This is a genomic window from Hamadaea tsunoensis DSM 44101, assembly GCF_000428945.1.
Lineage (GTDB): Bacteria > Actinomycetota > Actinomycetes > Mycobacteriales > Micromonosporaceae > Hamadaea > Hamadaea tsunoensis.
In genome coordinates this window covers 34,649-47,360 of the sequence record NZ_AUAX01000038.1, presented here as the reverse complement: position 1 = coordinate 47,360, position 12,712 = coordinate 34,649, and the positions used below count along the sequence as shown (strand labels likewise).

Sequence of the window (12,712 nt, the reverse complement as noted above, 5' to 3'; positions counted from 1 at the left end):
CCTTCGGGCGGCGTTCGCGGCGCCACCCTGTGACGGCGAGCCGCCCGCCGCGGAAGCCGTCTGCGGTCGAAACGACACGGATGTAGTTTCGCCCGCCGCCAGGCTACCCGAGCTGGGCGCGCTTTCCGAGCAACGCGCTACCGACGCGTACATGTGTCGCGCCGTGGAAGATGGCCTCTTCCAGGTCACCGCTCATGCCGGCCGAGATGACCGTCGCATTCGGATGGTCGGATCGGAGCGTCGCCGCCACCTCCGACAGCCGGGCGAAGGCCGGTCCGGGCGGCCCGTCGAGCGGCGCGACCGCCATGACGCCCCGCAGCCGGAGCGACCGCGTGGCGGCGATCGCCGCGGCGAGCTGTCCTACCTGGTCGGTGGGGGTGCCGCCACGATCACCGGGGTCGGCGTCCAGGCTCACCTGGATCAGCACCTCCAACGGCTCGGTACGCCCGTCCGCCGCCTTCTCCAACGCCGTGACCAGCGAAATCCGGTCTACAGAGTGGACCATGGCGGCGTACGCGGCGACGGATCGGGCCTTGTTCCGCTGAAGTTGACCCACGAAATGCCAGCGGACGTCCACTCCCGCGGTACGCACTTCGGCCGCCTTCGGGGCGGCGTCCTGGTCCTTGTTCTCGCCGACGTCGAGGATGCCCAGGGCGGCGAGGTGGAGGACGTCGGTGGCGGGGTAGGTCTTGGTGATGGCGACGAGGGTTATCTCGTCGGGGGAACGTTCCGCAGCAACGCAGGCGGCCGCGATGCGTTCCCGCACCGCGGCCAGGTTGGCTGCGATCTCTTTGTATCGGTCCACAGCTCCGTCGTTCAGGCTCATCGCGACTTCGTCGCGATCGTTCTTCAGGCTGTGCTAGCTGGTTCTTGAAAAACGGTTCGCTCCTTCGTCACGAACCGTTTTTCAAGAACTCCGGCACATCCACATCGTCGAAGAGCACCTTGCGCGGCTGGCGCGGCGGCTCATTGGTCGGGACCGGGTTGCGGATCGTGGTCTCGACCGGCGGCGTCACGCGACGGATCTCCGACACCGGCTTGTAGGTCGGCGAGCCGCCGTCGAAGCCGGCCGCTATCACCGTGACGCGGACCTCGTCGCCGAGCGCGTCGTCGATGACCGCGCCGAAGATGATGTTCGCCTCCGGGTGGGCCGCGTCGGTGACCAGCTGGGCCGCGTCGTTGATCTCGAACAGGCCGAGGTCGGAACCGCCCGCGATGGACAGCAGGACGCCACGCGCCCCGTCCATGCTCTGCTCCAGCAGCGGGCTGGAGATCGCCCGCTCGGCGGCCTCGACCGCGCGGCTGTCGCCGCGGGCGCTGCCGATGCCCATGAGAGCGCTGCCCGCCCCGCTCATGACGCTCTTGACGTCGGCGAAGTCGAGGTTGATCAGACCGGGGGTCGTGATGAGGTCGGTGATGCCCTGGACACCCGAGAGCAGCACCTGGTCGGCCTGGCGGAACGCGTCCATCATCGTGATGCCCCGGTCGCCCAGGGCCAGCAGCCGGTCGTTCGGGATGACGATGAGCGTGTCGCACTGGTTGCGCAGCTCCTCGATGCCCGACTCGGCCTGCACCTGGCGGCGCTTGCCCTCGAACGAGAACGGCCGGGTGACCACGCCGATCGTGAGCGCGCCGAGCTTGCGGGCGATGTTGGCCACCACGGGCGCGCCGCCGGTACCGGTACCGCCACCCTCGCCGCAGGTCACGAAGACCATGTCGGCCCCCTTGAGGACCTCCTCGATCTCGTCGCGGTGGTCCTCGGCGGCGTTCTTGCCGACTTCGGGGTTCGCACCGGCGCCGAGGCCGCGGGTCAGCTCGCGGCCGACGTCGAGCTTGACGTCGGCGTCGCTCATGAGGAGCGCCTGGGCATCGGTGTTGATCGCGATGAACTCGACGCCCTTGAGGCCAACCTCGATCATCCGATTGACGGCGTTGACGCCACCGCCGCCGATGCCGACGACCTTGATGACCGCGAGGTAGTTGTGCGGAGGTGTCATCGGGCCTTCCTTTCGAGGTTGGAGACGCCGCCGGTCCGGCCGGGCCCGGTGGCGCTTGGTGCAACCAGAAGACGATTACGCGGCGAGACGATCACGCTGCGATCGGAGAGGAAGACCCTCACCCTCTAGTTGAGCCTTAGAGTTTTGTCAACTATGCGGCTTAGACGAAAACGTAGGCGTCCGCGCCCCGTGATCCAAGGACCCGGGACGGCGTGTCGGCGGTGCTCCATTATGGAGCGTGTCGGAGAGGCGTCAGGAAATGGTGACCACCTCGGGCGCGCTCACATCTATCTGGGTACCGGACCGAGTCAAGAGGACGGTCGCCACGCGGGCCTTGGTCGCCCCCTCGGACGTGTCCCCCCAGATGATCGTCCGGCCTTTGCGCAGCTCCAGGCGTATCCGCGCGGGTGCTTCCACGACCAGCCGGGTCAGTTCGGCCCGCAGCTGCGGGGTCAGCACGGCCAGCACCGCCAGCGCGGCCTTCGTCTCCGGATTGTCCGGTCCGGGCTGGGCCAGCGCGACGAGCGGCAGTCCCGACGGCCGGGCGTCCACCGTGAGAAACGCCACGCCCGCCCGGTCGAGCAGCAGGAACTTCTTGTCCTGGGCCACCACCGCCACCGGTACGCGTTCCCGCACGGCGATCGTCAGCGTTCTCGGATAGCTGCGTCCGACCTCGACGGAGGCGACCGGCGCCAGCGCGCGTACGCGGCCCGCGACCGAGTCGGTGTCCACTCGGGCCAGTGGTGTGCCGGCCGGGACGTCGGCGGCGGCGCGTACCTCGTCCGGGGTCAGGATGGACACCCCGGTCACCTGGATGACGTTCACTCCGAAGACGGACGTCCGCAGGGCCAGCCAGCAGCCGCCCGCGATCAGCAGCACGACCAGCAGCCCGATCCCCCACGGGGCGACGGCGCGCAACCGGCGCCGCCGGGCCCTGGCCATGAACCGGCGGACGGAGGCGGGCACGGCGTCCCGCGAGGCGCGTACGAGCCGCCATCGGCGCAGCCCGTCCGGTGTCTCCGACATCCCCCGCCCCTGTCCGTCGCCGTCAGTCCTTGGAGTGCTTCGCGTGGTAGTCCGAGGAGTCGGTTTCCGCCTCGGTGGTGAGGGCGGCCAGCAGCTCGTCGCCCATCAGCGAGATCGGCGGGGCGCCCATGGTCACGACGACGTCGCCGGCCTGCGCGCGGCGTACGACCTCGCCGGGAACGTCCTCCCACGACGGTACGAAGATCTTCGCCTCGGCCGGCAGGTCGATCGCCGCGGTCAGCGCCACACCGCCCTGGCCGGGCTCGCGTACCTCGCCGGGGCCGAAGACCTCCAGCACGATCGCCTCGTCGGCGATGGCCAGCGCGGTCGCGATCTCCGTCTGCAGGTCGCGCGTGCGGTAGACCCGGTACGGCTGGAACACCACGAGCAGCCGGCCGTGCCCGGCGACCTCCCGCAGCGTGCTCAGCGCCGCCGTCATGGAGGTCGGGTGGTACGCGTACTCGTCGTAGACGCGTACGCCGTTGACGATGCCCTTGAGCTCGAACCGCCGGCGTACGCCGGGGAAGGCCGCGAGGCCGTCGATGACGGTCTGGGCGCTCACGCCGAGCTTGAGGGCGGTGAGGACGGCGGCGGCGCTGTTGAGGCCGAGGTGGCGGCCGGGCGTGGGCAGCGAGACCTCGCCGATGGACTCGCCGTCGAGGGCGGCGTGGTAGCGCACGCCCGCGGCGCCCGAGACGATCTCGGTCAGCCGCAGGTCGGCGTCCTCGGCCTCGCCGTAGGTGAACACCGCACGCCCCTCGGCCCGCAGTTCCTCCGCCATGATCCGGGTGTACGGGTCGTCGGCGCAGGTGACGACGAAGCCCTCCGGGTCGGTGAGCCGGGCGAACTCGGCGAAGCCGGCCCGCAGCCCGTCCATCGTGCCGTAGGTGTTGAGGTGGTCGACGTCGATGTTGGTGATGATCGACACGAACGGGCGGTAGACCAGGAAGGTCCGGTCGTGCTCGTCCGCCTCGGCCACGAAGTACTCGCCGGTGCCGTGGTGGCCGTTCGAGCCGACCTCGGAGATCTCGCCGCCGATGAAGAACGACGGGTCCAGCCCGGCGTGCTGCAGGACCATCGTGGCCATCGAGGTCGTGGTGGTCTTGCCGTGCGTGCCGGCGACGGCGATCGTGCGCCGGCCCGTCATCGCGGCGGCCAGGGCCTCCGACCGGTGCAGGATCCGCAGGCCGCGGCTGCGCGCCTCGACCAGCTCCAGGTGGTCGGCCGGGATCGCGGTCGAGTACACGACCGTGTCCACGCCGTCGAGGTTGCCCGGCACGTGCTCCATGTGGATCACGCCACCGAGCGCCCGCAGGGCGGCCAGCGAGGGCCACTCCCGCAGCTCCGAGCCGGTCACCGGGATCCCGCGGGTGAGCAGCAGCCGGGCGAGCCCGCTCATGCCCACGCCGCCGATGCCGATCAGGTGCACCGTGCCCAGCTCCTCGGCGGTCAGTACGCCCGCCGGTGTCATCTGCGCCGTTTCCACAGTCCTCAGCCCTTCACGCCCGCTGCCGTCAACACGAACCTTCGCAGCGCCTCGTCGCCGTCCCGCCGACCGTACGCCGCCGCCGCCTGCCCCATGTCGAACACCCGCCGGGGATCGACGACGATGGGCAGCACGTTGCCGACGATCCACTCCGGGCTCAGTTCGGCGTCGTCGACGATGAGCCCGCCTCCCGCCTGTACGACAGGTAGAGCGTTGCGGCGCTGCTCGCCGTTGCCGTAGGGCAGCGGGACGTAGACCGCCGGTACGCCCAGCGCCGACGTCTCGGCCACGGTGATCGCGCCGCCCCGGACCAGAGCGAAGTCCGCGGCCGCGTACGCGAGTTCCATCTCGTTGATGAACTTGACCGTGACGTAGGGCGCGGACAGGCCGGTGGGCATCTCGACATCCTCGTTGCGGGCGCCGATCACGTGCAGGACCTGGACGCCCGCGTCGGTGATCGTGCGGGCCGCGCCGGCCATCGCCAGGTTGATCGAGCGCGCGCCCTGCGAGGCGCCGAAGACCAGCAGGGTCGGGCGCTCCAGGTCGAGGCCGAAGTGCTTGCGGGCGACGTGCCGCATGGCCGGCCGGTCGATCGAGGTGATCGTGCGCCGCAGTGGTACGCCGACCAGCGTCGCGTCCTTGAGCACCTCGGACTGCTCGATCTGGTGCGGGAAGCCGACGGCCACGTTCTTCGTGAAGCGCATGCCGAGCTTGTTGGCGACGCCCGGCGGGACGTTCACCTCGTGGATCACGGTCGGGGTGTGCCGCCGCCAGGCGGCCAGATAGGCAGGAACCGACACGTATCCGCCGAAACCGACCACGACCTCCGCGTCGACCTCGTCCATGATCGCCCGGGCGGCCCGCGACGAGCGCCACATCCGGTCGGGCGTCCGCACGAGGTCCAGGTTGACCGAGCGCGGCAACTGGTACGCCGGTATGTGCCGCAGGTCGTAGCCGGCCCGCGGGATCAGATCGGTTTCGAGGCCCTTGGGCGTGCCGAGGCAGGTGATCCTGATCGCGGGGTCGTGCCGCCGCAGGCAGTCGGCGAAGGCCAGCAGCGGGTAGATGTGCCCGCCCGTGCCGCCGCCGGCGAGCACCACCGAACGCAACTGACTCACTTTCTCCTCCTCGGTACCGTCGGCCGGCGCGGTCCCGGCACCCCGTCGGCGGGGTGCTCCGGCTCCGGCGGGCCGGCCGCGTCCCGGGGCCGGTTGCTCCGCGCGATGGCGGGCAACGGCGCCCAGAGTAGCTGGACCCATTTCCCGCTCGGACGGGCGTGCAGGGCGGCGGCCGCCTCCGGCTCGGTACGCGCGAACGAGGCGAGCATCCCGACGGCGGCCAGCGACACCACGAGGGCGCTGCCGCCGTGCGAGATGAACGGCAGGACGAGACCGGTGACGGGCACCAGCCGGATCACCCCGCCGATGTTGATCAGAGCCTGGCCGACGAACCACAGCGTGACGGCCGAGGCCGCGAGCCGGCGGAAGTTGTCCGGCACCCGGCGGGCGATCCGGAACCCCGCGTACGCGAGCACGGCGAAGAGCGTCACGACGGTCACGCAGCCGACGACGCCCAGCTCCTCGGCGATGACCGCGAAGATGAAGTCGTTGTGCGCCTCGGGCAGCCAGTTCCATTTCAGGGTGCCGTCGCCGAGGCCCACGCCGAACCAGCCGCCGTGGGCGATCGCGTACCAGCCCTGCTTGATCTGGAAGCAGTCGTCCTGGTTGCAGTGGGCGGGATCGAGGAACGCCGTGAACCGGTCGATCCGGTAGCCCTTGCCGGGGGCGAAGACGAGGCCCATGACGCCGACCAGGGCCACGCCGAGCATGACGCCGAACACCCGGCCGCGTACGCCGGCCACGAACAGCATGCCCACGAAGATGGTCAGCAGGACGAGCATGGTGCCGAGGTCGGCGTACCCGACGAGGACGAACAGCAGGCCGACGACCGGGAACAGCGGGTTCATCAGCTCGCGCCACTCGACGATCCGCTCGCCCTTGCGGACCAGCACGTCGGCGCCCCAGATGACCAGCGCGAACTTGGCCACCTCGGAGGGCTGCAGGACGACCGGTCCGACGTTGAGCCACAGGCCGCTGGCCTGGATCGGGCCGAGGTGCGGCGACGACGCCGTGCCCGCCGAGAGCAGGATGATCAGATCGAGCATGGCCAGCAGCGCCATCGAGATCATCAGCAGCAGCCGGGCCATCGCCCGATAGGTCCGCCGGGGCAGCCGCTGGCAGGCCCAGAACGCGATCAGGCCCACCCCGGCCGCCGCCAGCTGCTGCACGAGCAGCGAGTACGGGCTGTGGCCGAGGCCGTACTGGGTCACGGCGGTCGCCGAGAACACCATGGTCAGGCCGATGACCAGCAGCAGCCCGACCGTCGCCAGCAGCAGGTAGTACGAGGCGAGCGGGCGCTCCAGCAGGCCGCGGACGGCGGAAACGAACACCGCCGGGCCGGGCGCGCGGGGTCCGGCCGGGCGCGCCGGGCCGTCGGCACCCCGATCGGACGGCCCGTCGTGCGCCGTTCCCGGAGCGTCCGTCACGTGGCTCATCGCTACGGCGCCCCCGTAGCGTCCGGTGTCGGCGCGGTGTCTGCCGCCGGCCCAGTGTCTGCTGTGGGCCCAGTGTCTTCCGTCGGCGCGGCGGGCCGGAGAGTGCGGACCGCGGCGGCGAACGCGTCGCCCCGCTCGTCGTACCCGTGGTACATGTCCTTGCTCGCCGCGGCGGGCGCGAGCAGGACCGTGTCACCCGGTTGCGCGAGCCCGGCGGCAGCGGCGACGACCTCCCCCATCGCCCCATCATCGGTCCTCGCGACGTCAACCACGGGCAGGCCGGGCGCGTGTCGCGCGAGCGCCGCCGCGATCTGCGCGCGGTCCACCCCCAGGAGCACCGCCCCGGCGAGCCGGCCGGCCACGCTGCGTACCAGGTCGTCGATGTCGACGCCCTTCAGCTGGCCGCCCGCCACCCACACGATCCTCGGGTACGCCGACAGCGAAGCGGCCGCCGCGTGCGGATTGGTCGCCTTGGAATCGTCCACGTAGGACACCCCGTCGACCGTGGCCACGTACGCGTTGCGGTGCGGCTCGGGTTCGTAGCCGGCGAGCCCGTCCCGCAGCGACGCCACGGCCACCCCGTACGCGGTCGCCAGCGCGCACGCGGCGAGCGCGTTGGCGACGTTGTGCACACCGGCCGGGCGGATCCGGTCGGCCTCGATGATCTGCGTACCGTCGGGGGTGACGAGCCAGCCGTCGGCCAGGCCGAACGCGCCGGCGGGCGTGCCCTCCACAGTGAACCCGATCGGATCCGGGCCACCCGCGCGGGCCAGCGCCGCCGCCACGATCGGATCGTCGAGGTTGCCGATCGACCGGCCGTGCCCGGCGCGCCCGGCCCGCCAGACGGCCTCCTTCGCCGACGCGTACGCGGCGAAGTCGCCATGCCATTCGAGATGGTCGTCGGCCAGGTTGAGCAGCGCACCGGCCGGGACGGCGAGCGTCGAGGACCAGTGCAGCTGGAAGCTCGACAGCTCGACCGCGATCACGTCGAGCCCGGCCGGCAGGTCCACCAGCGGTACGCCGATGTTGCCGAACGCGCCCGTCTTCAGCCCGGCCGCGCGCAGAATCGACGCGAGCATCGTGACCGTCGTGGTCTTGCCGTTGGTGCCGGTGAGCCCGAGCCAGGTCGGGGCGTCCGGGCCGCGCAGCCGCCAGGCCAGCTCGGGTTCGCTGTAGACGTCCACGCCGTCGGCCACGGCGGCGGCCGCCACGGCGTCGTGCGGCGGTACGCCCGGCGACACCACGAGATGGCGTACGCCGTCCAGCAGGGCGGTCGGCGGCTGTGCGGCCACCACGACCTTCGCGCCGGCCGCGGCCAGCTCCTGCAGGGCCGGGCCGTCCTTGCGGTCGACCACGGTCACGTGGGCGCCGTGCCGCAGCAGTGCGCGGGCGCTCGCCGCGCCGGCCATGCCCGTCCCCATCACGAGGACGGGCACCCCGTCGTACTCGAAGCTCATCTGGTCCCCCGAGCTCAGGTGGTTGCGGATTTCTGAGCCTGTCTCCCGGATCTCGCGGTCCGTCGGCGACCGGCCCTAGGGTGAGACCGCGCTCAGGAAGTCGGCGTAGAAGATGCCCAGGCCGAGCGCCACGCCGATGCCGCCGATGATCCAGAACCGGATCACGATGTTGACCTCGCTCCAGCCCACCAGTTCGAAGTGGTGCTGCAGGGGTGACATCCGGAAGACCCGCTTGCCGGTCGTCTTGTAGGAGATCCGCTGGATGATGACGCTCATCGTGACGATGACGAACAGCAGGCCGAAGATCGGCAGCAGCAGCGTCGTGCGGGTGGCCATCGCCAGGCCGCCGATGAGACCGCCCAGGCCGAGCGCGCCCGTGTCGCCCATGAAGATCCGCGCCGGCGAGGCGTTCCACCACAGGAAGCCGACACAGGCCGCCGCCGCGGCCGCCCCGATCATCGCGATCTCCAGCGGGTCGCGTACCGAGTAGCAGTAGTTGTTGTGCAGCGCGTACGTCGGGTCGGCGCACCAGTGGCGGTACTGCCAGAAGCCGACGAACGAGTACGCGGCGAGCACCATCACCGAGGTGCCGGTGGCCAGGCCGTCGAGGCCGTCGGTCAGGTTCACGCCGTTGGAGGCGGCCAGGATCACCAGGATGAAGACGATGATCGCGCCGACCTTGCCCAGTTCCAGCCAGTCGATGTCGCGGATGAACGACAGCTTGGTGGAGGCGACCGTCTCGGAGTTGGAGCTCTTGAAGGCGGCCGTCGGCCAGATCGCGATGACGCCGAACACGGCGCCGACGATCAGCTGGCCGAGCAGCTTGCCGCGCTCCTTGAGGCCCTCGCTGTTGCGCTTGCGGATCTTGAGGAAGTCGTCGATGAAGCCGACCGCGCCGCAGAACACGAACAATCCCAGCAGCACCAGGCCGGAGATGGTCGGGTTGACCTGGCCGATCTGCTCCTTCGGCAGCGTCGTCAGCGCGATGTGCCCCGCCACGTACGCGATCACGGTGGCCAGGATGAACACGACACCGCCCATGGTGGGGGTGCCCTTCTTGCTCATGTGCATCTGCGGGCCGTCCGTGCGGATCGGCTGGCCGGCCTTGAGCCGGGTGAACGCCTTGATGGCGATGGGCGTTCCGAACAGCGAGAAGCCGAACGCGACGATGATCGCGATGATGATCGCTCTCATGATGCCGCTGCCTCGGCGCGCAACCCGTCGGCCACCTGCCAGGTCCGGTACCGCGAGCCCTTCACCAGCACCACGTCGCCCGGCCGTAACCGGGCGCGCAGCGCCGCCAGGGCCTCGTCCTGATCGCTGACCTGCACCGAGTCTCCTCCCCATTGAGCATTGGACAGCGCGCCGTCACGGATCGGCGCGGCGTTCTCGCCCACCACGACCAGCAGGTCGACGCCCAGCTCCGCGGCGAGGCGGCCCACCTCTTCGTGGCCCGCCCGCTCCTGTTCGCCGAGCTCGGCGTGGTAGCCGAGGACGGCGATCCGGCGCCGGTCCGTCCGTGTACCGCCCAGGGTGGCCAGCGCGCGCAGCGCCGCCGCCGTCGAGGCGGGATTCGCGTTGTACGAGTCGTCGATCACCGTGACACCGTCGGCACGGTGGATCACATCCATTCTTCGGCTGGAGACCGTCCGCAACCCGGACAGCGCGGGACCGCATTCGGCTACCGGCAGGCCCGCGGTCAGCGCCACCGCCGCGGCCGCCAGGCTGTTGCCCACCTGGTGGGCCCCGGTCACCGCCAGCGTCACGGCAGTCGTCCCCTCAGGGCACACCAGGGTGTACGCGGGGCGCCCGAACTCGTCGATCGTCACGTCCACGGCGCGGACGGCGGCCGCCGGGGACTCCCCGACCCCGACCACCCGTGCCCGGGTCCGGGCGGCCATCGCGGCGACCCGGGGATCGTCGACGTTGAGGATCGCGACGCCGTTCTCCGGCAACGCCTCGACCAGCTCGCCCTTGGCCACGGCGATGTTCTCCACCGAGCCGAACTCGCCGATGTGGGCCACGCCGACGTTGATCACGACGCCGATCCGGGGCGGCGCGATGCCGGTCAGGTAGGTCAGGTGGCCGATCCCCCGGGCGCCCATCTCCAGCACCAGGAACTCGGTCTTCTCGTCGGCCAGCAGCACGGTGTGCGGCAGGCCCAGCTCGTTGTTGAACGAGCCGGCCGGGGCGACCGTCGGGCCGAGGCGGCCGAGCAGCTGGCCGATCATGTCCTTGGTCGTCGTCTTGCCGCTCGAACCGGTGATGCCGACGATCGTCAGCTTCGGCAGCCGGTCGACGACGGCCCGCGCCAGCAGTCCGATCGCGGTCAGCACGTCCTCGACGAGGATCATCGGAACGCCGTCGACGCTGCGGCTGCCCAGGGCCGCCACGGCTCCGGCGGCGATCGCGACGGCGGCGAAGTCGTGGCCGTCGACCTTCTCGCCGGGGAAGGCCAGGAACAGCCCGCCCGGGCCGATCTTGCGGGAGTCGTACTCGACGCCGCCGGTCACCACGACCGCCGGATCGGCGTTCACGAGCGTGCCGGAGACGGCCGAGGCGATCTCGGCCAGGGTCAAGGGGATCATGCGGTACGCCTACCCTCCGCCAGCGCGGCCGCCAGCTCGATCCGGTCGTCGAACGGCAGGATCTCGGTGCCGACCTCCTGCCCGGTCTCGTGGCCCTTGCCGAGGACGGCCACGACGTCGGCCGGCCCGGACTCGCGTACGGCGGCGTCGATGGCGGCCCGCCGACCGGCGATCTCGAACACCTCGGCACCGCCGGCCACGTCGGTCGCACCGTCGAGGACGCCCGCGCGTACGCCGGCCGGATCCTCGGTACGCGGATTGTCGTCGGTCACGAAGAGCACGTCCGACCCCTCCGCCGCGGCCTGGCCCATCGGCCGGCGCTTGCCCGTGTCCCGGTCGCCGCCCGCGCCGAGGACGGTGATGATCCGCCCGCCCCGGTGGTCGGCCAGTTCACGCAGCGCCTTGAGGACGGCCACGATCGCGTCCGGCTTGTGCGCGTAGTCCACGATGCCGAGCGGCGAGCCCTCGGGCCCGGCCACCTGTTCCAGCCGCCCCGGTACGCCCGGACAGGCGGCGACCCCGTCGGCGGCGGTCTGCCCCGGCACGCCGACCGCGACGAGCGACGCGATGGCCAGCAGGGCGTTGGCGACGTTGTGCCGCCCGGCGAGGTTCACCCCGGCCGACAGCTCCTGCCCACCCGGCCCGTACGCCGTGAACCGCTGCTCGGAGCCGCCGGAGACGTCCTGCGCGTACCAGGTGGCGGCGGTGTCGCCCGCGGCCGAGTAGGTGACCGTCGCCGGCTTCGTCAGGCCGGTCGTGGCGGGCTCGTCGAAGTTCAGGATCTCGGTGCCGGCCCGCCCGTCGAAGAAGGAGGCCTTGGCCGCGAAGTACTCCTCGGTCGTGGCGTGGAAGTCGAGGTGGTCGAGGCCGAAGTTGGTCCACCCGGCGACCGCGAACCGGACGCCGCCCACCCGCCCCAGGGCGAGGGCGTGGCTGGAGACCTCCATGACGAGGGCGGTGACCCCGCGTTCGCGGGCGACCGCGAGCAGGGCGTGCAGGTCGGTGGCCTCGGGGGTCGTCCGCTTGCTGGTGACCGCGAGGTCGCCGAGCCGGGTCTCGACCGTGCCCAGGATGCCGGTGACGTGCCCGGCCGCCCGCAATCCCGACTCCACCAGGTACGCCGTCGACGTCTTCCCCGCGGTCCCGGTGATGCCGATGATCGTCAGCGCCCGGCTGGGCTCGCCGTAGACGCGGTCGGCCACGAGACCGAGCACCGCCCGGGGATCGTCGACGACGAGAGCGGGCAACCCGGATGCGGCGGCCAGAGCGGCCCCGGCGGGATCGGTCAGGACGGCGACGGCACCCGCCGCGGCGGCCTGTGCGGCGAACTCGGCACCGTGCCGGCGGGCGCCGGGCAGGGCCGCGTACAGGTCACCGGCGACGACCTCGCCACTGGCGTGCGTCACGCCCGTCACCTGCGGATCCACCGCCGGAATCGGCCGGCCGAGCAGCTCGGCCAGCCCGCTCAACGGGACGGGAGCACAGGTCGCGGGACGCACGGTGACTGGCACGCTTGAGCACCCTACCTGAGATCTCTCGCCGGCCCGAGGAGCCGGTGCCCCCATGACCGCGAGCCCACCCGCGGCCATGCGCGCACCGGCCCC

General features: G+C 71.5%; 10 protein-coding genes. All 10 read right to left on the bottom strand.

All coding sequences use genetic code 11. The annotated features are described in order from the left end of the window. Nucleotides 1–103 precede the first annotated feature (103 nt). Nucleotides 104–826: a YggS family pyridoxal phosphate-dependent enzyme gene (locus G401_RS0135435; protein WP_027346211.1), complete on the bottom strand. Its 723-nt coding sequence runs from the start codon at nucleotides 824–826 to the stop codon at nucleotides 104–106. 67 nt (nucleotides 827–893) lie between these two features. Continuing rightward, nucleotides 894–1,997 carry a cell division protein FtsZ gene (gene ftsZ, locus G401_RS0135430; protein ID WP_027346210.1) on the bottom strand — a complete coding sequence of 368 codons (1,104 nt, stop codon included), beginning with the start codon at nucleotides 1,995–1,997 and terminating at the stop codon, nucleotides 894–896. 252 nt (nucleotides 1,998–2,249) lie between these two features. Continuing rightward, complete coding sequence (locus G401_RS0135425) at nucleotides 2,250–3,023, bottom strand: cell division protein FtsQ/DivIB (protein WP_027346209.1); 774 nt, start codon at nucleotides 3,021–3,023, stop codon at nucleotides 2,250–2,252. Nucleotides 3,024–3,045: 22 nt separating this feature from the next. Beyond that, a complete protein-coding gene (gene murC / locus G401_RS0135420) occupies nucleotides 3,046–4,494 on the bottom strand; it encodes a UDP-N-acetylmuramate--L-alanine ligase (RefSeq protein ID WP_034594083.1) in 1,449 nt (482 codons plus the stop codon). A gap of 20 nt (nucleotides 4,495–4,514) precedes the next feature. After that, complete coding sequence (murG, locus tag G401_RS0135415; RefSeq protein ID WP_027346207.1) at nucleotides 4,515–5,627, bottom strand: undecaprenyldiphospho-muramoylpentapeptide beta-N-acetylglucosaminyltransferase; 1,113 nt, start codon at nucleotides 5,625–5,627, stop codon at nucleotides 4,515–4,517. Next, on the bottom strand, nucleotides 5,624–7,054 hold the full coding sequence (locus G401_RS50705; RefSeq protein WP_064741939.1) for an FtsW/RodA/SpoVE family cell cycle protein: 1,431 nt from the start codon (nucleotides 7,052–7,054) through the stop codon (nucleotides 5,624–5,626). The genes murG and G401_RS50705 overlap by 4 nt, the downstream gene beginning before the upstream one ends. An 11-nt stretch (nucleotides 7,055–7,065) precedes the next feature. Next, nucleotides 7,066–8,520 carry a UDP-N-acetylmuramoyl-L-alanine--D-glutamate ligase gene (murD, locus tag G401_RS50700; protein WP_064741938.1) on the bottom strand — a complete coding sequence of 485 codons (1,455 nt, stop codon included), beginning with the start codon at nucleotides 8,518–8,520 and terminating at the stop codon, nucleotides 7,066–7,068. Between the two features lie 75 nt (nucleotides 8,521–8,595). Continuing rightward, nucleotides 8,596–9,714, bottom strand: coding sequence for a phospho-N-acetylmuramoyl-pentapeptide-transferase (gene mraY, locus G401_RS0135400; RefSeq protein ID WP_027346206.1), 1,119 nt, complete (start codon nucleotides 9,712–9,714; stop codon nucleotides 8,596–8,598). Beyond that, on the bottom strand, nucleotides 9,711–11,108 hold the full coding sequence (locus G401_RS0135395; RefSeq protein WP_027346205.1) for a UDP-N-acetylmuramoyl-tripeptide--D-alanyl-D-alanine ligase: 1,398 nt from the start codon (nucleotides 11,106–11,108) through the stop codon (nucleotides 9,711–9,713). Before G401_RS0135395 ends, mraY begins: the two co-directional genes overlap by 4 nt. After that, nucleotides 11,105–12,673 carry a UDP-N-acetylmuramoyl-L-alanyl-D-glutamate--2,6-diaminopimelate ligase gene (locus G401_RS0135390; RefSeq protein ID WP_084557994.1) on the bottom strand — a complete coding sequence of 523 codons (1,569 nt, stop codon included), beginning with the start codon at nucleotides 12,671–12,673 and terminating at the stop codon, nucleotides 11,105–11,107. The genes G401_RS0135395 and G401_RS0135390 overlap by 4 nt, the downstream gene beginning before the upstream one ends. Between the last annotated feature and the right edge of the window lie 39 nt (nucleotides 12,674–12,712).